This window comes from Chroococcidiopsis sp. (assembly GCF_051657925.1).
Lineage (GTDB): Bacteria > Cyanobacteriota > Cyanobacteriia > Cyanobacteriales > Chroococcidiopsidaceae > Chroococcidiopsis.
Map to the genome: position 1 here is coordinate 1 of NZ_JBOFLP010000201.1, position 24,998 is coordinate 24,998.

Sequence of the window (24,998 nt, forward strand, 5' to 3'; positions counted from 1 at the left end):
TAATCGCAGCTCCTTTCGGAGCGGCTGCCGTTTTATTATTTGCTGCACCCGATAGTCCTCTAGCACAGCCACGCAACTGTATTGTAGGCAATTTTCTCGGCGGATTAGTCAGCTTAATTATGGTACATTTATTCGGCTCAGAACCTTGGGTAATGGCTTTAGCTGTTGCGACAGCAATCAAAGTCATGCAATTGACAAAAACCCTACATCCACCAGGAGGAGCAGTTGCTTTAGTAGGAGTGATGAGCCGTGCTGAATGGAGTTTTCTGTTTACACCAGTACTAGCAGGTTCAATTGTTTTAGTCTTTTGTACTTTTGTTTTTAACAATCTCATGCCAGGTAGAACTTATCCAAAACACTGGCTGTAATCTGTAGAAGGAGACAGGAGATAAGAGACAGGAGACAGAAGTAAGAAAAGTAGCTGTGGAACAAGCGTCAATCGATGCTACATATGCAGAAACTTTTCTTATGAACAGCTTGGTTCTTTTAGTAAAATAATCTAATATCCACTTCTGACTCTTCTTTATTAAACAAGCTTACGATTCAGGAAATTAATTATGAGTCAGATATATCCAAAAAGAAAACGAGCCGTTATAGTAATTTTAGCTACAATTTTTGCTGCCGGAATAGTCACAGTAACTCCTGCAATAAATTTAGAATTATTTAAGCAAATATTTTTGACGGTTGCTGATGTTGCTATGTGTACTGTGGTATGGGACATATACTTTGATGAGGAGCTTGCAACCAAGGATACTAAATCTATACTTTTAGAATTAGGACTGATTAGTATAATTTGTGCCGTTACTGCCTTCATTACTGCAAAAGCAGTTTTAGCTTTTCTAGGAAGATTAATTATATTATTAGGAGCATTTGGCTGGGTTATAGCGGGGATAATTGCTAGCGTAACTACGGCTATTTTAGGTATCGCTTGGTTATTTTACTGCGACGATCTTTACAGACACTCCAATCGATAGCGCGGCTACCAGTCGTGCGATTCAGATTAAAATTTACAATTTTCATGAAGTCTGGCATCATCGGACGAACCGATGATTTTTCTCCTGTTAATCTCTATATGTAAATTTAAGCACCTTTTTGTGTAGTTGTGTGTATATTATTTGTGCCAAAAGCCGCTAAATATATATATAGTCGTTAGCCCTGGCAAGATTAAGGTTAGGTTATGATAAAACAGACATAAGAGTTCAATTCATAGGATTACTGAGAGCAAAACACTTAACTTAAGTACTTTGATTTTATCATAGGACGATCGCTTGAATTAGACGCGATCTCACAGGGATGCAACACTGCTTTGCTGCGTGGATAATCTGTACGTAAGCAAGTATATGTTGCACTTATTACAGCACTTATTATTCTGTTATGTCGTCGCAAAAAAATGAAACAGCTGTTCTCGTTCTGACTCTGTTGATAATAGCTGGGGGTTTAGCTGGCGGTTTTTGGTGGCTGACGAGAAATTCTAGCACTAGTGTCGAACTCAGCGATCCTCAGCCAAGATCTACTTCCAACCCCAACACATCCGATATAACTTCAGATCCAGAATTGAGTGGCTCAAGTTTTAGCGGTGTTTCAGGCATTCCTAAAGGGTTATTCAGCTATGGTGGTAGTACTTCGTGGGGAGCAATTCGACAAGCGATCGATCCGCAAATTAGGGCAGCTTATCCAGAATTTCAGTTACGGTTTGTAGAACCGACAAATGCTTCTCCAGGAACCAGTATTGGTATTCGGATGCTGATTGAAGGTAGGCTTACCTTTGCTCAGTCGTCTCGACCCTTACAAGATCGAGAGGTATCTCGCGCTCAGCAAAGAGGATTTAATTTAAAAGAAATTCCGGTAGCAATTGATGGTTTAGCGATCGCAGTTCACCCCAGTCTAAATATACCAGGACTAACCTTGGCACAGCTTAAAGCAATTTACACTGGCAAGGCAAATAACTGGAAACAACTCGGTGGTCCTAACCTGCCGATTCAACCTTATTCCCGTCCGATGAGCGAGGGTGGTACGGTCGAGCTTTTCGTACAGGATGTTCTAGCAGGTCAAGCATTAGCTGCCAACGTCGAATTTGTCGGTACGACAACTCAAGCTTTACAAAAGCTAGCTAGTAACCGTGGCGGAATTTACTACGCCTCGGCTCCAGAAATCGTACCTCAGTGTAGGATTAGACCCTTACCGCTAGGTCGTCAATCAGGGCAATTTACTCCTCCCTACCAAGAACCTTTAGTAACAGCGAATAACTGTCCTCAGCGGCGCAATCAGCTCAATACAGATGCTTTTCAAACCGGACAATATCCTCTGACACGCAACTTGTACGTTGTCGTCAAGCAGGATGACGATTTAGCACAGCAAGCAGGAGAAGCTTATGCTAAGTTACTGCTGACGCAACAAGGACAGTCGGCGATTGCCAATGCTGGATTTGTGCGAATGCGCTAGGCATAGGATTATAGAGACGCGAAACTTCGCGTCTCTATAATTCAACTAGCTCGATTGATTGAATCGGCTGGCAAACAGATGAGATTATCTTCTTGAGCGATAAGTAAACCGCGTTGGCGTAACTTACCCATTAAACGAGTCACCGTGACTCGCGTCGAACCGATCGCACTACCAATTTGGGCGTGCGTCAGCGTAAACGGTAGAGAGTATCCGCGCAGAATATCGGGATCTTCTTCACTTGTCGCTGGTTGCCCATATTCTTCTACCAGCAGGGTTAAGAATCCCAAGAGACGATCGATCGTCCGTCGCTGTCCTAAAGCACTCAGCCACAGTAACTTGCGCTGATGTTGGTAGCGAAATGCATCGAGAACTTCCCGCCGAAAGTGGGGCCAGTTATCCAAGTCATGCCAGTACATCCACACGACTAAAGTGGGTTCTACGTGGGCATAAGCTTGGAGCGTAAACGGAGATTGGGCAACAATTTCAAACGGCTGTCCAGCGCCAACAAAGCCTAAAAAAGCTTCTTCAGGTGTTCTGTTGATGCGCCGAGATGATAGCTGACTAGTTGCGCTAACTTGAGCTGTACCTACAAGTCGCACAGCACCTCTTTGAACGAGATAGAGCAGTCCAGGTCGAGCTGGAATGCGTTCGTCTTTACTAAAAGAGCGAACGCGATAGTGTTCCTGCGCCCAGTCAAGAATCCGTTGCCAGGTTAAAAATGGTCTTTGCGACTCTGGAGAAGCGGATGGGGAATGCATAATTTGCAGCAGTTGGCGATAGACGAAACGTCACTGTGAAGCTCAGCCATTGCCAAATTGGTTGGCAGGTGAACTTTACTCCTCAAACCAGTAATAGCAATCGTAGCTAAGCGAACTTAGCTATACATTTGGTTTATCTGTCTTGCAACACAATCCTAGTATTCTAAATCACTCAATTACTTAATCAATTCTCCTACTTTTCAGTTTTTTTTATCTGTGTAGTTCGTGTTTAAAACAACAGATAAGTGTAAACAATCAAACCAGGGAATTGCAAGTAACAGTTGTACAAATGATTGTAGTTGAGCTAGGGAAAATTGTGACAAAATATTGTCAACAACATAGGACTGAGTTTTTTTGTACCGTAAATCTACTGAAATCATCAGATTTTTTAGCGAAAGCTCATAAATCTTTCAGTACGATCGCGGATGAACGAACGCTCCAGTAATAGTAAATCTTGCTAGGGCATAGTCTTCTCAAGCAGCCATTCAAAAAATAGGGGTTAAGCAATTCGTTTGCATGGAACCTTGGTAAATCCCCCAGGTAGGGATAGGGATTTTAACTATAAATTAAACGTGAATCACCGATCGCCTCCATTAGCTGAGTTAACACCTAAGCAAGCGCTGTTACAGCAGATACAAGCAGCGCTAAGTTTGTATATATTAGACACTCCGTCCTTAACAGATCGCAAAAGTTATATTCCTTTACAGTTATCTAAACAGCATCCAGTTGTTTATAGTTGCGCGATCGCATTTAAATTAAGTCAACTTGTCAACTCCCCAACTATAGAAGTTGCCCAATCTATATCGCAGCTAATTGCCCAACAAAACCATCAACAAAACTTGATTCTTCAAGTTGCTCCCCCAGGGTGGATCTACTTAGAATTAACTCAACCCAGTCTGGCTGCTTGGTTGCAACACTGGATTGAGACACTACCCAGTTTAGGGAGCAGGGAGCAGGGAGCAGGGAGCAGGAGAGAAGAGAGCAGAGGGGCAGAGGGGCAGGGGAGCAACTACCAACTACCAACTACCAATTCCCTATTTCCCATCCAATCCGCTCATGCTCGTTGTTGTTCTCTATTGAAAATGGCTCATGGGGAGAAAATAATTACAATTAAGTCAAAAAACTCTGACATTAAGTCTTCATGTTTACAGGTCATATCACCTCAACCTATTCCTTGGTTGAGTGAAGCAAAAATTTGTTTGCATCACCCATCCGAGTTAAATTTACTCCTCGAATCGATTGGAGTATTAGACGCTCTCTATTGCCCCGATCCTACTCGCAAGTCTTTAAATTGGTTGAAAGTAGCTCTGAATCTGAGTCAAGCTTTTCAAACTTTTTATAGTCAATGTCGCATTTGGGGAGAGGTCAAAAATCAAAATCTCAACTTAGCACAAGGGCGACTTGGCTTAGTAGCGATCGCTCAATCTCTATTCAGAATACTCTTAGTAGAAGTACTAAATAGTTGCGCACCCTTAGAACTTTGAACTAGCGAACAGTATAAAACTGGTCACTGGTCACTGGTCACTGTAAAAGGCATCTTGCTCTATAGGCAAATCTTATCTGTCTTTAGGTAGAAATTAGCGTTCAAGGGGGTGACAAATCAAAAACATTACTCTAATATAAGGGTGTGTGAGGAGCGAACCAGTCAGGACACCAAGACGAAACACGGACAGTCGTTGGTGTCCTTTCTGATTTTTGGTCATTCGTCGTTGGTAGAACACTCACAAATGACAAATGACTGACTTAAAGTAAGAATTTTTCAATTGCAACTGCAACTCCGTTTTGCTCGACGCTAGGCGCTACCCACTGAGCGATCGCCTGTACGTCAGATGGAGCATTACCCATCGCTACACCGATCCCCGCATACTCTAGCATCTCTACATCGTTAAAGTTATCACCAATTGCCATCACGTTAGCAGCAGCGATTCCCAGGAGTTCTTCAGCTAAGTAACGCACGCCTACACCCTTATTGATCGAAGGGTTGGTTGCTTCAAAGAAAGTAGCAACGGATTTAGTCAGGTATAGTTCAGCAGGAGTATATTGCTGGCGCAGGCTGCTGAGTAAGTTATCGATGATTTCGGTGTCGTCGCACAGCGCTAATACTTTTGTTGGTTCTGTTGTTAAAGCTTGGCGTAAATCTCCTACTGCGATCGCTTCAATCCCAGAGCGTTCGGAGTAAAGTCGGGTTTCGGAAGTCAGTTCGCGCACGTAGAGGCGATCGTTGATATAGAAATGAACCGAAAGCAGCGATCGCAATTCAGGTTGCTCGAAGTAATCTAACAGTTGAATTGCTGTTTGCTTGGCAACAGTCCAATGACGGTGCATTTTCTGGGTAGCTGGATCCTGAATCCAAGCACCTTGATAGGCAAGTAAGGGCAAAGTAGAACCTATCTCATGATGGAAACGTAGGGCAGAACGGTACATTCGTCCTGTTGCTACAGCCACTTGTATGCCTTTTGCCCGCACTGCTTGAATCGCTTTTTTAACTTTGGCATGAACTTGATTTGACTTACCCGCGATCGTCCCATCAATATCGAGGACGAGTAATTTAATTTCTTGGTTCATAACGGGGAGCCAGTTATCAGTTATCAGTTATCAGTTATCAGGAAACCGTAGGGGCGGGTTTAGCCAAAGATTCACCACTGCCAACAAGCCATCTTCAATCAAAACCCACCCGTAACCGTAGAGGCGGGTTTAGCACAAGATTCACAGCTGGCAACAAGAAGCTTGTAGTCAAAACCCGCCTGTACAGAAGTAATTCCGAATTCTCCCTTGTCCTTTCTAAGGCGTAGCTGGAGCAGGCGTATCTGATGCAGGTGTATCTGGCGCGGGAGCAGTTTGTTCGGGTGTTGCAGGTGTAGTCAGAGCCGGAGATGTGACTGGTTGTTGTAATTGACCTTGGGGAATAAAATTAGGTGCAAAATCCAAAGGGCGATCGCCTGCACTAATACAAGTTTCCATTGCTTGGGTAGGAGCTAACTCATTAATTTCTCGCTGCAATCCAACGACACATTCAGCATAACGAATTGGTAATAAACTGCGACCGCAAAAATCTAGTATTCCCGGTACGGGCTGCCCTTGGCTATTTTCGCTAATCCCAACTACACATCTCGACAACTCTACAGGTCGGCGGGCTTGGGTGCAAGTCGCTAAGGCATCTTGGGCAGAAATTTCCGTCTGCCCCTCAATTCTCGTCACGCAACGAGCGACATCCTTCGGGTAAAGCGCTCCCGCACAGGCTCTTGCTGCTGCTTCTGGTGAAACTCCAGAATTGAGCATTCGCCCCGTACAAGCGCGATAGCCGTTGCGTAAAGAGTCGGTGACAATTTCAGCCCCAGTTGCAGAAAAATTGCTACCGATCCAACCGGCGATCGCCAACGAGCCAGCCACTAAATACATTGTTTTCCCCATAACACTCCCACCAAGAAATTTGTAAATAACTACAGTTTGAGGGTATCAGTTATCAATTATCAGTTATCAGCGACCAGTGACCGAAGCCAGTGACCGAAGTTTGTTGGTTGCGATCGCCATTCACTCTTAATCTCTCATCCCTCTTTTGCTGTACAGTTTAGCATTCTCGTAAATGGGTGAGGAGCGAGGAGTGAGGAGTGAGGGGTGAGGGGAAGAGGGAGAAAATACCGATTCATAATTCAAACTAATTGCGCGCTTGCGTAGCGCTAAACGCTGCGCTACACTTCGTAAACGCTTCACCTGCAGCTAACGCGAAGTCAAGCGTTAGGGCAAGAGTACGAAAAGGCGCGAATTTCTCCCTTATCCCTCTTGTCCATTCCCTCGCTCCTTACTCCTCGCTCCTCGCTCCCATTCAGCGTTAGGGCAAGAGTACGAAAAGGCGCGAATTTCTCCCTTATCCCCCTTGTCCATTCCCTCGCTCCTTACTCCTCGCTCCTCGCTCCCATTCAGGGCTTTTCAGATACTAGCTTTTAGATTTATAATTGTAGTTTTGGAATAGTTCGCGCAGATTAAGCAGAGGAAGATTGAATGTCCCGCTATCGAGGACCAAGACTAAGAGTTGTTCGTCGCCTGGGCGATCTACCAGGTTTGACTCGGAAAAATGCCAGACGCTCCTACCCACCTGGACAACACGGACAGGCTCGCAAGAAGCGTTCTGAGTATGCTATCCGTTTGGAAGAAAAGCAAAAGCTCCGCTTTAACTACGGCTTGACTGAAAAGCAGTTGCTGCGTTATGTGCGGCGGGCAAGAAGAGTAACTGGCTCTACCGGACAAGTGCTGTTGCAACTGTTGGAAATGCGTTTGGATAATACCGTTTTTCGCATGGGTATGGCTCCCACTATCCCAGCAGCGCGTCAGCTAGTCAATCACGGTCACGTTATGGTAAACGGTCGCGAAGTTAATATCGCTAGCTATCAGTGCCGTCCAGGGGAGGTCATTGGTATCAAAAATAAAGCACAGTCGCGGCAGTTAGTAGAAAATAATCTCCAGTATCCTGGTTTAGCAAACCTACCCAGCCACCTCGAATTTGATAAGAATAAGCTGGAAGGTAAAGTGAACAGCGTTATTGAGCGCGAATGGGTTGCTTTGCAAGTGAACGAACTGTTGGTAGTTGAGTACTACTCCAGACAGGCTTAATTTTGATGGCTGCACTCGTGCGGCTGCGGTGCGCCATTGACGATCTTATGATTAAGTTTTGTAGTTTTTAATATTAAGCCCTCCGATTCCGTCAATTGGAGGGCTTGTTCGGTTTGGTTACAAATAGACCTGCCCCTAACCGCCAATTTGAGACATGGTACGGGCATAAGTTCCGGCAGATGTTCCAGATTCTCTTTGTTTGTAATTAATATCCGATTTTAGGGTAAGTAGTTGGGTAACTCGATCGCGAATTTCGTCAGTAGGAACGCCAGCGCGCAGAGCAGATTTAAGGTCAATTTGTCCCATTTCGTTGAGCAGACAGGGACGCAGCCAGCCATCGGCAGACAGACGCATCCGATTGCAGCGATCGCAAAAACATTCTGACATTTGGCTGATAAATCCCAACGTACCTTTTGCCCCAGGAATTTGAAATACATCCGCAGGTCCATTACCCCGCACTTGCGACTCGACTAAGCCATAAGCATCGCGAATGCGCTGGCGTAACTCAGCAGAAGCAACCCAACCGCGATCGCCAAACAGTTGTGAGTTACCGATAGGCATAAATTCAATAAACCGGACGTGCCAGTAACGAGTTAGGGTAAGGGCGGCTAAATCTAAAACTTCACAATCGTTCACCCCAGGAATCACGACGACATTCAATTTCAAGGGGTCGAAACCTACCCGATGCGCGGCTTGAATCCCATCCCAAACTTGCTGCCAACGGGAACGTCCGCGACTGCCCACAATGCGATCGAACACTTCAGGATCGAGGGAGTCGAGGCTGATGTTGATCCGTCTTAAACCTGCATCGTAGAGATTTTGCGCCTTGTTTGCCAACAAAAATGCGTTTGTTGTCATCGCCAGGTCTTGAGTTTGAGGTAGGGAGGCGATCGCCCGGACAATTTCCACAACCTGCGGATGCAGTAACGGTTCGCCGCCAGTCAATCGAAATCGCGTAAACCCTACTGGAATAAATACCTCGCGAATTAAAGTTAGCAATTCTTCAGCCGTCAATAGCTGTTGTCGCAAAATATAATCCAGCTCTGCACCTTCGGGCATACAATACTGACACCGAAAATTACAGCGGTCGATTAAGCTAATTCGGAGGTAATCTACTTTATTCATACTGTTTAGTCATTGGTCATTGGTCATTGGTCATTGGTCATTGGTCATTCGCAAATAACAACTGACAATGAACAAATGACTTGCAATTAATTACTATTGTGCAGAATTAGTTGTGCTTGTTGCAGGCTCCTGTGTAACTAATTGCGGTTTCCGTAGGTGAAGGCGCAAAACTTGCGTAAGAGGCTGGCTGCGCGGTTCGCGGACGAAAATTAAGGGAAATAAAGCAAGTAAGCGCACAATAGTAGAAATAATAAACACTCCAGGTAGACCACCGATCGCATCTAAAGTTGTGAGTTGGCTGCCTACAGTCGTCCCCAAAGCACCAAATACCCCAGCAGTGGCAGCAGCGATCGCAAAATAACTGGAAGGATGGGACTTGGGTGCTAATTCCATTTGGATATTGTTGCTACACAAGTCAATTGCTGCCCACAGGGAACCTTTAACCAGGTGAATGAGCGGTAACCACAACCACAGTGACAATAAGTTATTTCCCGTTCCCAGCCAGAATAAAGGTAAAACGCCTACTAAAATCCCTACTATCAACAATAAGGGACGATTCCCCAGGCGATCGGCTAGCTTACCCCAAATAAGCAGCATCACCAAGTTCGTGCCTGCATGGAGACTCGTATATAAAGACACCCAATTGAGGTCTAGTTTTAAATTGTCTAACAAGTAAAGGTTATAAAACGGCACGATTAAGTTAACCGCAAATGCCCACAAACCGAAGTACAGCAGAAATTTGACGAAATTTAAATCTCGGAACAAGCTAAAAATTGGCGGCGGTTGTATGACTTCTGCTACTGCTAGAGAATTCGATTGTGATGGCGATAACAGCGACGGTGGTGGCAATTGGGGATTGATATCGACCATGAAATTTTGACACGCCAAACTGACGATTCCTGCAATAATTCCCAATCCCAAGACGATCCCATATCGCTGAATCGTGCTACCAGACAGAATCGAAATTGTCAATCCTGCTAGAGGTACGGCGATTAAAGTCGTCAAACTTGCTGCACTATTGCGAAAGCCAAAATATCGACCCCGCAAGCGATGGGGGACTAAAGCCGCCATCCAGCTCAACCAAGAGGAAGTACCCAAACCTGCCAGAATATTGCTTGCGAAAATTGTTACCAAAGTCAAACTGACTAATTGGTGAGAGTTAGCATTAAACCAACCAATCCAACAAATACCTGCGATGGGAATTAACCATAACAGTCGTGCGGGGATAAAAGTCCACCAACAAAAAAAGTGACGGCTGCTACTTCGTTCGGCTAAGTATGCGCCTAATGGTTGTAGTAAACTCGTCAGCATTGGAATCGAAGAGAGCATCCCAACTTCTAAAGGATTTGCCCCCAACTGAAGCAAAAAGTTAGTTAGTAAAACACCACTGGTAACGCTCGAAAAGATAGCAGCAAAGACACCATCGATAGTAGAAGCCTTGAGGCTAGTCCGAAGGACGGGCTTGGAAATTATAGGCGGCTGGTGGGTGGTGGTTAATTCTGTTGCAGCCGCTAGAGGTTGCGTATTGCTGAGAGCTGACAAGGTTTCTACAAGAATTGAGTAAAGAGTGAGTTTATGCGATCGCGCTTTGACAAACTTAACATTTTTCAACGCCTATAATTAGCGGTCGAAAATACCCGTTTAGCAGCGTTTCGAGCAGCATAAGCTAGACCGAAAGAGAGAGGCAAGTGTCAAGAGTAAGAAAGATTTTGTCATTGGTCATTGGTCATTTGTCATTTGTTGTTGGCGATCGAGCGACAGTTCAACTATTCTGAAATTTGTAAAGTGGAGGAAACTTATGTATATGGGTACGGTTTTCAATGCCCCTTGGGATAAGTCACTCATTTTCTGAAAATAACGCACTTTACATTCAGCGCTTTGGCTGGAACTCTCGGATTCCATTGACACAGTTAATCGATGCTGAGAGCAATTCGCACGCGATGTAGGTAAGTCAAAAGTTAAAAGTCAAAAGTCAAAATCAGCCACTCACTACTTACAAATGACAAATGACGTAGGGCGAAGCCCTTCCCGAAGGGTATGACGAATGACACTTTATCGAACTAACCGAGCTACAACTGCTAAAAGTTCCTGGTGCGATCGCGATTTATTGATATAGTCGCTTGCACCTAATTCCATTGCTGTCGTCCGATTTTCTGTATCAGTGTTAGCAGTCAAAATTAAAAAGGGAATACGGGTGAAACTTGAAGATTGGCGACAGTAGTGGAGTAATTCCAAGCCATTCATTTCTGGCATTTCTAAATCGCAGACGATCGCCTTCAAATCGGGATGCGATCGCAGTTGTGTCATTGCTTCACGACCGTTATCTGCTTGTACCACTTGATATCCAGCCTGTTGTAGCGTCAGTGCTAGGGTTTGTCGCCAAGTGAGGGAGTCATCGACTAACAAGATTTTTGCTCCCACAGCAGATGGTTCTGATTGTAGCTGCGGGATTGCAAGCATAGGCGTAACGCTATTGAGTAAACTGCTATCCCGATCGCTCCTCACCTGCCCTATGCCCTGAGTTACTTGTCGCTCTAATACATACTTTGCTAAAGCAGTACTGTCAATCGCGAGGGTAAGTTTGCCATCAGCCAAAATACTACCACCATAAACATAGCTAGGCGGAACGATCATCGGGTCTAGCGGTCGAATCACCAATTCTTGTTCGCCGATCGCGTGGTCTATTTCTACTGCTATAAGTTGGTCTTGGTAGCGGAGCAATACAATGCGTCCTTGTAGAGTGGTTGGACTATCGGCAGGAGCCGTTAGCGGCGCAAAATAGGGCAAAATTCCTTTCAGGGGTAAAACAGGAATTAACTGTTCTGCATTTGCTTCACCCCATCGCAATACCTTCCCTCCCCGCCAAGGGCGCAACTGTTCTGATTGAGGAAGTAGGATTTGCTCGATCGCGCTACCAAGTAAAGCATAGGTAGTAGAACCAACCTGACAGAGAAATAATTTCGCAATTGTCAAACTTAAGGGAATTTGGAGGATGAAAGTCGTACCGCGTTGGGGTTGAGAATAAACTGCGATCGCCCCTTGGAGGGATTGTAACTGGGCGCGAACTACGTCTAGTCCCACGCCTCGTCCTGAAAGGTTGTTCACCTGAGCCGCAGTCGAAAAGCCTGGTTCAAAAATAAAATCCATCAGTTGAACTTCGCTGAGACTGCTAGCGTCTACTGGTGAAACTAAACCCATTTCGAGCGCTCGTTGGCGAATGCGATCGTAATTGAGTCCTTGACCGTCGTCTTGGATTTCAATTATCAGGTGACTGCCTTGATGAAAAGCACGAATGGCAATTCGACCAGTTGACGCTTTCCCCAATTGCGATCGCCTGGACTTAGGCTCAATACCATGATCGAAGGCATTGCGCACCAAATGCAAAAGGGGGTCGTAAAGTTTTTCAGCGACGGCTTTGTCTATTAATACCTCTTTACCGCTGAACTCCAATGCTACAGACTTATCGTGCAGAGTTTCTAGTTGTCTTAGAATGGGGGGCAGACGGTCAAAAACAACGCTGACGGGAATAACTCTTGCCGTCAAAAACTCATCTCGCACGCTATTTAACAAGCGGCTTTGTTTTTCCAATATCTGGCTAGACTGACGAGTATAGATGTCGATTTCATCCCCAGTTGCTTGTAGTTGCGCTCCATTTGCTAATAAAGATTGCACCAAAACGGCAAGTTTACTAGAACGGTCTTTTCCCTCTAAGTCTAGACGCTGCTTGAGTTCCATCAACATTTGCTGTTGCTGTTGAATTAGTTCGAGTAACCCTTGCATCCCGCCTTGTAGTTTTTCATCCTGTAGAGTTTGCCGGTTTTGATTGGTCAGCAATTCGCCAATAGAATAATTCAGCCGCTCTAAATGCCCGACGTTAACTCTGACTGTATCCGACATAGCTGCATCTCTTTTCGCTAAAGATGAAGGCGGCGATACCGATCGCTCGGACTTAGTATTGATTGTCGTGGTAACTGTTTCTGACGGCTCTGATGGTTCTGCTTCCCCATCGTCTACAGGTTCGGCGATCGTCCAGATTGACGCTAGTAAAGAATCTGCTTCGTCGGGAGTCGGGAGTTGGGAATTTTCTCCCCCATCCTCCTCAGCTCCCCCAGCTCTCTTCTCCCCTGCTCCCTGCTCCCTGCTCCCTGCTCCCTTTACTAATTCCAACAACTGCGCCGAAGGACTCCCGCCTCCACCGCGATCGCCTGCTAGGATGGATGCTTGCCCTTGTTGAAAGTCTGCTAGGGCTATTTGGGCAATGGTTATCGCTTTGTGGGGATAGCAAGCCAAAGCTGCGAGCGCCGCACTCGCGATCGCCCCAAATCCTGGTAAATTTAAAGACTCTGCCAAGCCCAAAAACACTTCGGCTTGAGTTTGTAAGGTAGTGGCAATTGTCTCCACCTCCCCACCAGCTAAAGCGCGATCGATCTCTGCCAAGCGTTGAGCTACTCCAACTTCAAAAATAGATTTGGTGACATCAAACCCTAATTCATCTGAGTTAGGAATTTCAACTTCTGGCGCGAAATTAACTCCTAGTTTTGCTTGCAATTCGCTAAAAACTGCGGCAGCGCGATCGAAGATTTCGGCATCATGACTGTGGTTGCCAGTAATTTCTGCCATCAAAGGGGTACGCAGGCAGTCATAAGCTTCAAATAGTAAGGCTTCCGTTTCGCGATCGAGCGTTACTTCCGGTCGGCACAGGTGGCGGAAAATGTCTTCAAAAGAGTGTGCAAGCTGCCTTATACTGTCCAAACCAACACAAGCCGCCGAGCCTTTAAGCGTGTGAGTTGCCCGCATTAAAGTATGAACCTTATTCATACTCCACTCAGTTTTCAGATTCAATAATTCCTCTTCCAAAACTTGCAACAATTGCGGTGCTTCTTGGAGAAAGTAAGCATAGCTTTGTTCGTGGAGCGAGTCGTTCATATGGTTAGGGAGCAGGGAGCAGGGAGCAGGGAGCAGGGAGCAGGGAGCAGGGAGCAGGGAGCAGGGAGCAGGGAGCAGGGAGCAGGGAGCAGAGGAGAGTTAAATACTCACGCACCACGACGCGGCTACAAGGCGCGAGGACACCTCGCCAACCGCTCTCTCCACCATGCACCACTTGTTACAAATGACAAATGACGTAGGGCGAAGCCCTTCCCAAAGGGTATGACAAATGACAACTGATAACTGGTTACTGGTCGCTGACTTTAAACTTACTAGCACTGGCTTGTAGTTCTTGTGACATGATGAGTAATTCGTGGAAGGCGATAGATAGCAGAGTGGCATCGTCGGAGGTTTTGGTGGCAATATTTGCCACTTCGGATACAACTTGGGTGACGGACTGGGACTGCTGAGTTTGCGTTTGGGTAGCTTGGTTAATTCCGGCGACGAGTTGACCGATTTCAGCAGTGGCTTCAACGATCGCGGTGAGGCTTTGGCGGGTATCGCTGACTAAATGACTGCTGGCGATCGCCTGTTGCACACCTGTTTCCATTGCTTGACTGACTTGCGCCGTGCCTGCTTGGATCTCTTGCACGAGCTTGCCAATTTCTGTGGTTGCTGTGGCTGACTGACGGGCAAGCGATCGCACTTCATCGGCAACTACGGCAAAGCCTCGACCGTATTCTCCGGCTCTAGTCGCTTCAATCGCGGCGTTGAGGGCGAGAAGTTGAGTTTGAGTCGTAAAGTTGCCGATCGCCTCTACAGCTTTAGAAATCTTTTGCGAGGAGGCACTCAAGCGCTGGATTAATTGGCTGGTTTCTGCTACTGTCTCCCGCAAGGCAAGAATCCCCTCCACCGTGCGGTTCATTGCTGCATCCCCTTGCCGTACGGTCTGATGGGTGCGTTGCGCCGCTTTTTCTACCTGGGCAGCATCGGCAGCTACAACTGTGGTAGCATCAACCATCGCTTGAATTTCGGTCATGGCACGCTGCAACGCTGACAATTGTTGCTGTGCTTGTATCGTTAGTGCCGACATTGCCGACTCGCTATTTTGGGAAGTCTGACTCACTTGTGTCGATGCGGTTTGTAATTGCGTGACAATTCGCCGCAGGCTTTGCAAGGTGTTATTGTAAGCATCCGCGATCGTACCTACTTCATCATCTGTGATGGGAGCGCGGACTGTCAGATCGCCATTTAGAGCGGGGCGCACGGCAACGAGTAGTTGCATCGCCCTGTGCTGAAGTTGTTCTTTGGCTACTTTTTCCTTTTGGGCGAGTTGTTGCAACTGTTCTGTCTGAGTGCGAATTTGTTCTAGATAATTTACTTTCTGTAACGCTGCGCCGACTTGGTTGCCTACTTGTGCTAAAGCACTGACTTCTGTTTCTTCCCATTCACGGGGCGCAGAATTCTGATAGGCTGCGAGTAAACCCCAAAGTTCCTGCTGAACGAAGACGGGGACGATCGCGTAGGCTCTAGCTTCCATTTGTTCTAGCAGCTCCACATGACAAGCAGAGTGTCCTGCTGTATAAATGTCGTTTACGGCTATAGTCCCGCCTTGGCGATAGCGTCCGCCTTGGGTGTCTTGTAAGTGGCTGTCTTCAATTACGGGTAAGACTTCTAGCAAGCTACTCCACCCAGCAGCGACGGATTCTGCTACAAACTCTCCGCCCCAGTCGGGCTTGAATTTATACAAAACTACGCGCTCGGCAGCCAGCATTTGCCGCACTTCTTTAGGAATAATTTTATAAATTGCCGACTCCGTATCAAGCGATCGCAATAAGCGACTGGTAATTCGAGTCACAGCTTGTTCTATAGTTGCCGCACGGCTCAATTTTGCCGATGTTGCTTGGACTTGCTGTAATGCTTCTGCCTGTTGTAGCGCAATCCCCAACGGGTTACGTACTTGCAGCATAATTTCTATTTCCTCTGCTTGCCAGTGGCGCGCTCCCGAATTTTGATAGGCAGCCAACAAGCCCCACAGCTTATCCCCTTGATAAACTGGTATGGTGATGTAGGCTCTGGCTTGGAATTTATCGAGTAATTCCATATAGCAAGCAGAAAAATCGGCAGCGTAAACATCATCGACTTGAAGATATTGCTTGTCTCGCAGCGAACTACCCTTGGTGGCTTGCAAAAAGGTATCACCAAGGGTATCCGATCCTGGCGCAGGTATATCTTTGAGGACACAGCCTTCATCTTCCATCAAGTTATGCTGGAGGCTATCGTCTTGTTTTTGCGCTTCTAGTAGCGATCGCCACCCAGGAGCGATGGATTCCGCCACAAACTCCCCACTCCAATCGGGATTGAAGCGATAAATCACGACTCGATCTGCTTTGAGTAATTGGCGTAATTCGTAGGTTGTGGTTCTAAATATATTATTGATATTTAAAGACTGCCGGATCTTATCAATAATCCGAGTCACGGTACGTTCCCGTTCGGCGGCTTGGGCAATTCGATCGGCTTGAGACTGCAATTGCTGACGGACTTCTGCCTGTTGCAAAGCAATTGCCAGGGGATTGCTCAGTTGCAGCATGATATTAACTTCCCCATCTTGCCAGTGGCGGGAACCAGAATTTTGATAAGCAGCTAGCAGTCCCCACAGTTTCGTATCTTGGAAAATGGGAACGATGACATATGCCCGCGCTTGGTATTTCTCTAAGCTGGCGATATAACAGGGAGAAAATCCCGCCGTGTAGATATCATCCACGCGCTTAAATTTTTCCCCTCTAGCGTAGCCACCACCTTTTGTATCTTGCAAATAGGTATCCGCATTGGCATTAGGAGCATACGCCGTTAAGTTTCTTAACGTACAGCGGTCTTGGGTGGCGCGATCGCTTTTTAAAACCTCGTCTCCCTCCTGTGCTTCAATAACCGAAACCCAGCCAGCAGCGACGGACTCCGCAATAAATTCCCCACTCCAGTCGGGATTGAAACGATAAATTGCCACTCGATCTGCTTTGAGTAACTGGCGTAATTCTTGAGTAGTCGTGCGGAAGATGCTATTAATGTCGGGGGAACCTTGAATTTTTTCAATCACCCGCGCTAAAACTTTTTGCTGTTCGCCGAGCGATCGCAAAAGAATCTTGTATTCTTCTGGTTGTACGAGTAGGGCTAATTCAGTGGCAACTCGATCCAGCAGGCTGATTTCGCTTTCCGTCCAACTGCGAGGACTCTGGCATTGCTGCGCCACCAACAGACCCCATCCTCCCTCTGGCAAAGCAATCGGGACGCTTAAGCTAGCACAAACTTGGAACCGTTCTAGCAATTGAATTTGATAGGGACTCAAGGAAGCTTGATAAATATCTGCTAGAGCGATCGCGGGCGAGTGTTGGTACGCTTGTAAATTTTCTGCCCCAAACATCCGCACTGCTAGAGTTTCCCCCAAACTCGGGGTAAAATCTCCCACCATTGCCTCCGCTAAAACAACACCTTTTTCCTCATCCAAAAAACGATAAATTAATACTCGATCGGCTTGCAGATACTGACACACCAGATGAGCTGTCGTTGGCAACAGTCCGTCTTCTGCTGCCGCTTGTCGCATCACGCTGGCGATCGCGCTCAATCGTTGCCGTTCGCTTTTGAAGCTGCTAGCAGTTGCTACATCCTGGTCTTTCATTCCCATTTGAAGCATTTGTGCCAACTGCTCCAGCTGGAGAAACTTAGCTCTAGCTTCCGGTGCAGTCAACAGTCCCGCTTGTTCTAATTCCGCTTTCATGGCATTGACTAGTGCGGTAGGTTGAGTTGCATCTGCCACTGCGTCACTAGCAGACTGCTGCGTGCCATCTAAAGGTGGCAGGATTTTCGTGCTACCGCGATATTGTTGTTTCTGCTCTGGCAGTTCCTGTTCTTGCTTAAATAAATTTTTAAATTGCATCAACCCGTCCTATCAGTTATCAGTTATCAGTTGTCAGTTGTCAGTAGAGAGTGGTAGTTGGTAGTTGGTAGTTGGTAGTTGCTCTCCTGCCCCTCTGCCCCTCTGCTCGTGCGCTCCCTGCTCCCTTATCCCCTATGCAGCTGCCACATCGGACAACGGGCGATCGCCTCGGGGTCGAGGACTATAGCATCGGCTTGAGGCAAGTATCCTTGTAAAAAGGGTAAGGTTTTGGCAGCAAATAAACTTGCTGTTGCTGGTTGAATCTGACTCGGATCGTGCCATTCGATATCCTGCACTTGCGATACCACTAGACCCATTGACTGTCCTTCAATCTGCATGACGATCGCCATCAGCGGGACGCTGGCGATTTCTGAGGCGACAAGGGGTGGATAGTCGAGAAAGAGATTCAGATCGACTATCCACAGCATTTTTCCCCGCCAGTTACAAATCCCCAAAATGCATTCAGGCATGGCGGGTACGGGTAATATTTCTGCTAATACAATTTGTATAACTTCGGCAACGTGAATTAAAGCCAGCAAACCGCTATCTTGGGAGCCGAGGCGACAACGGAGAAACTTTTCCTGGGAGGATGGTGCTACTCCATCCAGTCGCAACGAACTCGTTTTAGCTAGAGAATCAAGTATCTCCATAGGTTCTCTAAAACTATAAAATAAACTGTTGGATGACTTGCAGTAATTGTTGTTGGTCTACTGGTTTAGCTATGTAAGCATTTGCACCTAACATAGAACCCCACAGGCGATCGACTTCCGTACCTTTGGAAGAACAAATCACGATCGGGATTTTCTTGGTTGCATCATTTGTTTTCAAGCTGTGACAGAGTTCAAATCCACTTTGACCAGGTAAAATGACATCCAAGATCACCAAGTCTGGTGTTTGCAATCTTAGCTGTGCCTCGGCTTCTTCACCGCTTTGCACGCCAATTACCGTTAATCCTATTTGTCTGAGATAGCGGGTTAATAGTTCGGCATCGGTTAAACTATCTTCTACTAACAAAACTGTACTCACAAACTCTCTCCTACCAATTGCTCCAATTCAATTGTCCCGCTTACCCCCCCACTCACAACAACAAGGCACGGTCGATTTCAATCAATTCCATATTCCATTGTTGGATTCTCATCCGTCAGGCGAGTATTTCGATCGCCGAATTCTAAATATTTTCTCACCACGTTGAGGATTTTCGGCGCTTCGATTGGTTTTGAGATAAACTCTGTCGATCGCACGACTTTGGCACGGACGCGATCGATAATCCCGTCGTTACTGGTTAAAATAATGGCGGGTGTATCTTTCAATACAGAAGTTCGGCGGATTTGGGCGCAAATTTCGTAACCGTTGGCGATCGGCATGACCAAATCTAAGAAAATTAAACTAGGTTTATGTTCTAAAAGCATTGGTAGGGCAAGCACGGAATCTTGCAAGCTGATGTATCGATAGCCTGCTTGGGTGAGAATTCTGCCTAACAACTGGCTATCTCTGGGACTGTCATCGATATAGGCTATGAGAGGACTCGTCGTCTTTGGCTGTGCGGTAGAAGACTGGGAACCTCTCTTGGTGATGTGTTCCAGCTTCTCGCCAATATCCCCCACTTCAATCGACTTCATCCAGCCGCGCCGGATATAGGGGAGCAGAGATTGGGTGAGTAATATAGGGTCTTGTCGCAATCTCAAGGCTAAATCTCGCAGCGTTCGCTTACCATCTACCATCGATACCAGACTGCGGTAGACTACGGGTGAAGATTGTTGCTGCAATTCTTCGCGCTGCCAGATCAGCGGAGCCACATTCGGTGAAAACTCTTCTAGTCCCGCCTGACACCATTTCTGCCAAGCCTGCTTTGCTTGCTGCCAAGAACGGTCTGGAGAGAGAAAAACTAAAGGCGCAGCATATAAGTTTTCTTCGGGAGTAAAAGTATAGCTCAGGGGCGGAAGGGAGCGATCGCGCAGCCACTGTTCCTGTTGCAGAATATCAAATAAGACTTCTGCTACGCTACCTTGAACTACTGATACCATTTGCTGGCGCAGTATCTCTCGTTTGTTCATCAATGTAGCTAAAAACTCATAATCGTCGCTGCGATATTTTTGTTCTTGGTAAAGGTGTATCGGATCGACTTGAATTTGGGGGCAATACTGCGCTAACTGACGCAGCCAGCGTCGCTTAGGATGCACTCCGCCTGCATCCCCAATCAGATGACCCAAGTGAAAATACAAACTCCACTGCTGCCGTCCATTGGAGTCTTGAATCTTTAACCTACCGTTCCTTAATTGCCCTTGGCTCCAAGCTTGTAGCCAGTTGTTTAGTTTCACTGTATATAAATGACTCTCAGTCATTGCCGATTCCATGTGGCAGATGCTTGTATTGGTAGTTGGTATGTGACAATCTAGTTCGTATTGACGCGAGATGTTCGCGCCGACTCACCTTCTCGGTAGAGCAGGTCAGCCTCAAATGCTACCTGCTGAATCGAGCGGTTCTACTCCTGGCATTTCACTCCATCGACTCGGTTACTAATTCTAATTAATAAGAATAAGAGAATTTGTGAATACTTAATAGCACTAGAAGCAAATTGTCAATTGCCAGTAATAATCTTTAGAAAATTAAGCTATTTGCAGATTTATATCGCTTATTGCTCTGACTTTTTTCATAGAGCATAAAGTCTAAGCCCTCCTGAAGTCAAGCAGTTGTCTCACCCGAGCCAGCTTTCGCTATTCTCTCTTTTGTTTGCCCCTACTTCAAATTTATGTATATTAAAATACTGCAACTTGCACCTGAATATGATACCTTGCTTTCTCTCGTTTCTAGACTAGAGCGATCGCAGATATCTCTGTTTGTCTAATAAAGCCTTGTTGTTCTTGAATCCGCACGATATAAACTAGAGCTATATGTAAGGGCGCGATCGGCAGTACCATTCTCACCATCAATACCAATAATGACGTGCGATCGCAATATAAGTACTCAATCGAGAATATTTAATGCCTTTATGTGCATAGCAGTCTAACTCGAAGGCTTACGCCGAACAATTGGGTAATGTTTTTCCATATAATTCGTGAAGTCGAAAGAGAAAGTATGCTGTTCATAATTTGTCTGGCAAATTCCCATAATTCTTCGATCTGAATCTTTATTGCTTTAGCACTAGAAACACAAGCGGAACAACTTCTCATTGATGAACGGCTTGGTCGTATCGTTGCAGCTAGACTGAATCTCAGATATACAGGAATTTTAGTTATTCTAATCGAAGCAAAAAGTCAAGAACTAATTTCTGAAGTGAAACCTTTACTAGATGCCTTGATAAACCAAGCAGGTTTCTGAATAGCTCAATCCTTGTACGATCGCGTTTTAAGGCTAGCTGGTGAAGTCTAACTATACAAATATATACTGCCTATAGCTGCCCTCTCCCATACATTTTGTAATTACAAACCTTTTCGTACATCGTGAATCTGGGCAAAATACAATATAGTCATCCCGTACATTCTCTCAACCATGCCTCGGTTTCAATCCCTGGAAGCAGCACTCAAACACTACTTCGGCTACGATAGCTTCCGCCCTGGACAAAAACAAATCGTCGAACAAGCGCTGCAAAATCGGGATCAACTGATTGTCATGCCCACGGGTGGGGGTAAGTCTCTCTGCTTTCAACTACCAGCACTGGTACAGCCAGGTTTAACTGTAGTCGTATCCCCCCTTATCGCCCTCATGCAAGACCAGGTGGAGGCGCTGAGAGATAACGGAATTGGGGCAACATTTCTCAATAGCAGCCTCAGTTTTCATCAAGTGCGATCGCGGGAACAAGCGATTCTCAGTGGCAAAACTAAACTTCTTTACGTCGCCCCAGAACGGCTGTTAAACGAAAAATTTCTGCCTTTTCTCGACTTAATCCGCGAGAAAATCGGGATTGCGGCTTTTGCAATTGATGAAGCCCATTGCGTCTCGGAATGGGGACACGACTTTCGCCCCGAATATCGCCAGTTAAAACAGTTGCGTCAGCGTTACCCTGGTGTACCAACCCTCGCCCTCACCGCTACAGCCACAGATCGCGTCCGTCAAGATATTATTCAACAGTTAGGATTATCACAACCTAGCATTCATATTGCGAGTTTCAACCGCCCTAATCTTTACTACGAAGTTCAACCAAAACAAAAGCAAAGTTACAGCCAACTTCTACAAATTATTCGTCAGTCGGAAGGATCGGGAATTGTCTATTGTCTCAGTCGTCGTAAAGTAGATGAGATTGCATTTAAGTTACAACAAGACAAAATTGCGGCTCTACCTTACCATGCAGGATTGAGCGATGCAGAAAGAGCGGAAAATCAAACCCGTTTTATTCGCGATGATGTCAGAGTTATGGTAGCAACGATCGCCTTTGGGATGGGAATCAACAAACCCGACGTGCGATTTGTCATTCATCACGATTTACCCCGAAATATTGAAGGTTACTATCAAGAATCGGGACGGGCGGGAAGAGATGGTGAAACAGCCCGTTGTACTCTATTTTTAGGTTACGGTGATATCAAAACAATTGAATATTTAATCGAGCAAAAAACTGACGTACAAGAACAACGCATTGCCCGTCAACAGTTGCGTCAGGTCATTGATTTTGCCGAAGGAACAGATTGTCGGCGCACAATTGTCTTAGGCTATTTTGGCGAACGATTTGCTGGACAATGTAGCGGTTGCGATAATTGTCTTGCACCTAAACCAGTTGCCGACTGGACAATCGAGGCGATGAAATTTCTTTCTTGCGTGGCGCGTTGCAAAGAGAAATTTGGCATGAATCACATTATTGATATCTTGCGCGGTTCTAAAAATCAGAAAGTTTTGCAATACGGTCATAACAAACTTTCAACTTACGGAATTGGTAAAGATAAAACTGTTGAAGAATGGCGTTTATTAGGGCGATCGCTACTACACCAAGGTTTACTAGAACAAACAACTGATGGTTATTCTGTTTTAAAACTTAATGCTGCAAGTTGGGAAGTCATGCGGCGACAGCGGACAGTTTCAATTGCAATCGATAGCACCCCAAACCTCTCGGCTCAACCGTTAGAAGCACGAACGGCTGAAGTCGAAATGTTATTTCAAAAATTGCGATCGCTGCGTAAAGAAATTGCTGACGAACAATCAGTTCCACCCTATGTCATCTTTGCCGATTCTACGCTGAAATTAATGGCATTGCAGCAACCACAAACTTTAACTGAATTGGCTAAACTTTCGGGTGTAACCTCACATAAGATAGCTCAGTATGGCAAAAAGTTTTTAATAGAAATTCAGGCTTATACTCAAACCCAAACTTCAAACGCGCCAACCGATACCGAACAATTTACGTTACATTTATATCAACAAGGATTGAGTGTAGTAGAAATTGCCCAAAAGCGAGATTTGCGCCCGACAACAATTATCCGTCACTTATCAGATTTAGTGGAAAAAAACCAGAATGTGGATTTAGATCGGTTAGTCGATCGCGATCGCCAGATTAAAATTTGTCAAGCTTTAGAAAAACTTGGCGATATTTCCCTTACCCCAATTCGAGAATATTTAGGCGAGGATTATTCCTACGACGAAATCCGCTTGGTGAGGGGACGCTGGCGAAAAGACAAAAATTGAAGCTGGCTCTAAAAGGTCAACTAGCGCGCCATTGAGATCGTTATCACCGCGATCGCGATCGTACAAAAATCTCATAATGCGGTAGCATATAGACGAGACAATGAAATTCGGTTGTATTGTTTGTGATTAAAATCAACAGGCTTCTCTCCGAAATCTAAATCTCTGCACCTTCTGATTTTGGAGACAATGTATGTCAATTTATGTAGGTAACTTATCATATGAGGTAACGCCAGAAGACCTCAGCGCCGCTTTTGCACAGTATGGATCTGTAAAAAGAGTTCAATTACCAACCGACCGCGAAACAGGTCGAGTGCGTGGTTTTGCATTCGTAGAAATGGATACAGATGCCGAAGAAACCACTGCTATTGATGCCCTCGATGGCGCTGAGTGGATGGGGCGGAATATGAAGGTTAATAAAGCAAAGCCTAGAGAAGACAGAGGCTCGTCTGATGGTAGACGTGGAAGCAGTAACGGGGGATACTCTCGTCGTTACTAAACTGTAAGACAAAGAATTTGACTCTAAGGTTTGAGGGTAGACAAGGAGTCTGCCCTTTTGTTTTTGAAAATAGCTTGCGGAGCAGGTTGGCTAAATTCTAGCCTAGTTGATTCTATTACAAAGCAGCGCAGCTAGATTGGAATGACTGCATTTTCGCAACTCCAAACACCACGTTTAGCATTGACAAAATAGCCAGACATGAAAGCAACTTAAGTAGAAAAACCACTTAAAATATGACTCCAGAAGCAATACGCATTGTTACTCAATTAAGGCGTGAGTTTTATTCTCTCTTTGCTACAGAGATGGGAGTTCCAGTAATTATTACTAACAGTAACTCATCCGCTAGTAATCCTTCTATAGCTTCTTGGGTAGATCGTCAACAAAGATTAAACTATGTATATATTTACGTCCACTTATCACCTGATGAATTAATCCCCAACCGTCCATTTCTGCTGAAGTTAGCTATTAATAAAGGTGCTGGTATAGCTACATTTACGAAACAGCATCAAGACTATCAAAAACTGAATCAGCGTTGGTACTTCGAGTTAACTCTATTGCCAGAAGAAATCTTAGATTTTCTTCCCTGGATAGTTAGCTTAGTTCAGTCTCATGAAAAAGGTTTTAACTCATTTGCGCTAGAACCACCACATCCGTTTGAGGTCAAGATGTCTCATCTACCATTATCTGGTGAGATTTGGACTCAGAAAGCTGGACAGCAAGCTTCTCATACTCTGGTAGTCAAATGAAAATTCAAGCATTAAACATTCAGATTGGCGATCGCATTGTTGCCTATTGTAATAGCAAGAGACAAATCTGTACTGTCAAGCAAGTACTAGATTCCGGTCAAGGTAGCATCGCACTAACAGTGTGTCCTTCTGGAAATAATCGACTTTCACTTTCACGGGTGATTCGGTTCCACCAAGATGCTTCTGTCGAGCTAGCTAGCTAAAACTATACTTCTGGAGTGATATCTAGATGTGAATACAAAGATTTTTGGTGAACCCGCCCCTACGAATGACGAACGACAAATGACAAGCTAACCAAACTGTTCCTCAGCATCCAAATTAAACAGGACTTGAAGAGTTTGCATACAACGTCGCCTCGCCTCAATATCCTGCTGCGATCGCAACTGTACCATCGGATCGTGCAAAATTTTATTCAC

General features: G+C 45.6%; 22 protein-coding genes and 1 pseudogene. 11 read left to right on the plus strand and 12 right to left on the minus strand.

From position 1 onward, the window contains the following. The 3 genes from ACRC32_RS15940 to ACRC32_RS15950 form a co-directional block, all read left to right on the plus strand. Positions 1–368 (plus strand): HPP family protein (locus ACRC32_RS15940; protein ID WP_438554889.1); only part of this gene is annotated, 368 nt, incomplete at its 5' end. Positions 369–557: 189 nt separating this feature from the next. After that, complete coding sequence (locus ACRC32_RS15945) at positions 558–974, plus strand: hypothetical protein (protein ID WP_438554890.1); 417 nt, start codon at positions 558–560, stop codon at positions 972–974. Positions 975–1,374: 400 nt separating this feature from the next. Beyond that, positions 1,375–2,442: a PstS family phosphate ABC transporter substrate-binding protein gene (locus ACRC32_RS15950; RefSeq protein ID WP_438554891.1), complete on the plus strand. Its 1,068-nt coding sequence runs from the start codon at positions 1,375–1,377 to the stop codon at positions 2,440–2,442. 41 nt (positions 2,443–2,483) lie between these two features. On the opposite strand, the gene ACRC32_RS15955 is transcribed toward ACRC32_RS15950, so the two are convergent. Then, positions 2,484–3,200 carry a Crp/Fnr family transcriptional regulator gene (locus ACRC32_RS15955; RefSeq protein WP_438554892.1) on the minus strand — a complete coding sequence of 239 codons (717 nt, stop codon included), beginning with the start codon at positions 3,198–3,200 and terminating at the stop codon, positions 2,484–2,486. A 572-nt stretch (positions 3,201–3,772) separates the two neighbouring features. On the opposite strand from ACRC32_RS15955, the gene ACRC32_RS15960 reads away from it, so the two are divergent. Further along, a complete protein-coding gene (locus ACRC32_RS15960) occupies positions 3,773–4,684 on the plus strand; it encodes a DALR anticodon-binding domain-containing protein (RefSeq protein ID WP_438554893.1) in 912 nt (303 codons plus the stop codon). A gap of 259 nt (positions 4,685–4,943) precedes the next feature. Here ACRC32_RS15960 and ACRC32_RS15965 read toward each other — a convergent pair whose 3' ends face one another. Both ACRC32_RS15965 and ACRC32_RS15970 read right to left on the minus strand, forming a co-directional pair. Beyond that, positions 4,944–5,765, minus strand: coding sequence for a Cof-type HAD-IIB family hydrolase (locus ACRC32_RS15965; RefSeq protein WP_438554894.1), 822 nt, complete (start codon positions 5,763–5,765; stop codon positions 4,944–4,946). Between the two features lie 216 nt (positions 5,766–5,981). Continuing rightward, positions 5,982–6,611, minus strand: coding sequence for a hypothetical protein (locus tag ACRC32_RS15970; RefSeq protein WP_438554895.1), 630 nt, complete (start codon positions 6,609–6,611; stop codon positions 5,982–5,984). Between the two features lie 588 nt (positions 6,612–7,199). Here ACRC32_RS15970 and rpsD point away from each other — a divergent pair. Then, positions 7,200–7,808 carry a 30S ribosomal protein S4 gene (rpsD, locus tag ACRC32_RS15975; protein WP_015157326.1) on the plus strand — a complete coding sequence of 203 codons (609 nt, stop codon included), beginning with the start codon at positions 7,200–7,202 and terminating at the stop codon, positions 7,806–7,808. A 135-nt stretch (positions 7,809–7,943) separates the two neighbouring features. Here rpsD and moaA read toward each other — a convergent pair whose 3' ends face one another. From moaA to ACRC32_RS15995, 4 genes are all read right to left on the minus strand, one after another. Beyond that, a complete protein-coding gene (moaA, locus tag ACRC32_RS15980) occupies positions 7,944–8,933 on the minus strand; it encodes a GTP 3',8-cyclase MoaA (RefSeq protein WP_438554896.1) in 990 nt (329 codons plus the stop codon). 93 nt (positions 8,934–9,026) lie between these two features. After that, complete coding sequence (locus ACRC32_RS15985) at positions 9,027–10,475, minus strand: MFS transporter (protein WP_438554907.1); 1,449 nt, start codon at positions 10,473–10,475, stop codon at positions 9,027–9,029. Positions 10,476–10,652: 177 nt separating this feature from the next. Beyond that, positions 10,653–10,778 (minus strand): hypothetical protein, encoded by a 126-nt coding sequence (locus ACRC32_RS15990; protein ID WP_438554897.1) that lies wholly within the window; start codon positions 10,776–10,778, stop codon positions 10,653–10,655. A gap of 207 nt (positions 10,779–10,985) precedes the next feature. Next, a complete protein-coding gene (locus tag ACRC32_RS15995) occupies positions 10,986–13,859 on the minus strand; it encodes a response regulator (RefSeq protein WP_438554898.1) in 2,874 nt (957 codons plus the stop codon). Between ACRC32_RS15995 and ACRC32_RS16000 the strand changes: the two genes are divergently transcribed. Then, a complete protein-coding gene (locus ACRC32_RS16000) occupies positions 13,860–14,054 on the plus strand; it encodes a hypothetical protein (RefSeq protein ID WP_438554899.1) in 195 nt (64 codons plus the stop codon). A gap of 52 nt (positions 14,055–14,106) precedes the next feature. Here the strand turns inward: ACRC32_RS16000 and ACRC32_RS16005 are convergent, their stop codons facing one another. The 4 genes from ACRC32_RS16005 to ACRC32_RS16020 form a co-directional block, all read right to left on the minus strand. Continuing rightward, positions 14,107–17,730: a GAF domain-containing protein gene (locus tag ACRC32_RS16005; protein ID WP_438554900.1), complete on the minus strand. Its 3,624-nt coding sequence runs from the start codon at positions 17,728–17,730 to the stop codon at positions 14,107–14,109. A 125-nt stretch (positions 17,731–17,855) separates the two neighbouring features. Then, positions 17,856–18,380 (minus strand): chemotaxis protein CheW, encoded by a 525-nt coding sequence (locus ACRC32_RS16010; RefSeq protein ID WP_438554901.1) that lies wholly within the window; start codon positions 18,378–18,380, stop codon positions 17,856–17,858. A 13-nt stretch (positions 18,381–18,393) separates the two neighbouring features. Further along, on the minus strand, positions 18,394–18,756 hold the full coding sequence (locus tag ACRC32_RS16015) for a response regulator transcription factor (RefSeq protein ID WP_015157319.1): 363 nt from the start codon (positions 18,754–18,756) through the stop codon (positions 18,394–18,396). A gap of 77 nt (positions 18,757–18,833) precedes the next feature. Continuing rightward, on the minus strand, positions 18,834–20,048 hold the full coding sequence (locus ACRC32_RS16020; RefSeq protein WP_438554902.1) for a response regulator: 1,215 nt from the start codon (positions 20,046–20,048) through the stop codon (positions 18,834–18,836). 811 nt (positions 20,049–20,859) lie between these two features. Here ACRC32_RS16020 and ACRC32_RS16025 point away from each other — a divergent pair. The 5 genes and pseudogenes from ACRC32_RS16025 to ACRC32_RS16045 form a co-directional block, all read left to right on the plus strand. Further along, positions 20,860–21,048, plus strand: a pseudogene (locus ACRC32_RS16025) (DUF3368 domain-containing protein); the annotation flags it as partial. A 171-nt stretch (positions 21,049–21,219) separates the two neighbouring features. Then, positions 21,220–23,340, plus strand: coding sequence for a DNA helicase RecQ (gene recQ / locus ACRC32_RS16030; protein WP_438554903.1), 2,121 nt, complete (start codon positions 21,220–21,222; stop codon positions 23,338–23,340). 190 nt (positions 23,341–23,530) lie between these two features. Further along, entirely contained in the window at positions 23,531–23,836 is a 306-nt protein-coding gene (locus tag ACRC32_RS16035; protein WP_438554904.1) for an RNA recognition motif domain-containing protein, read from the plus strand. 233 nt (positions 23,837–24,069) lie between these two features. Continuing rightward, positions 24,070–24,582 carry a hypothetical protein gene (locus ACRC32_RS16040; RefSeq protein WP_438554905.1) on the plus strand — a complete coding sequence of 171 codons (513 nt, stop codon included), beginning with the start codon at positions 24,070–24,072 and terminating at the stop codon, positions 24,580–24,582. Next, positions 24,579–24,785: a hypothetical protein gene (locus ACRC32_RS16045; RefSeq protein WP_438554906.1), complete on the plus strand. Its 207-nt coding sequence runs from the start codon at positions 24,579–24,581 to the stop codon at positions 24,783–24,785. Before ACRC32_RS16040 ends, ACRC32_RS16045 begins: the two co-directional genes overlap by 4 nt. Before the next feature lie 87 nt (positions 24,786–24,872). Here ACRC32_RS16045 and ACRC32_RS16050 read toward each other — a convergent pair. Further along, positions 24,873–24,998: hypothetical protein (locus tag ACRC32_RS16050; protein ID WP_438554908.1), on the minus strand; the 126-nt coding region annotated here is incomplete at its 5' end.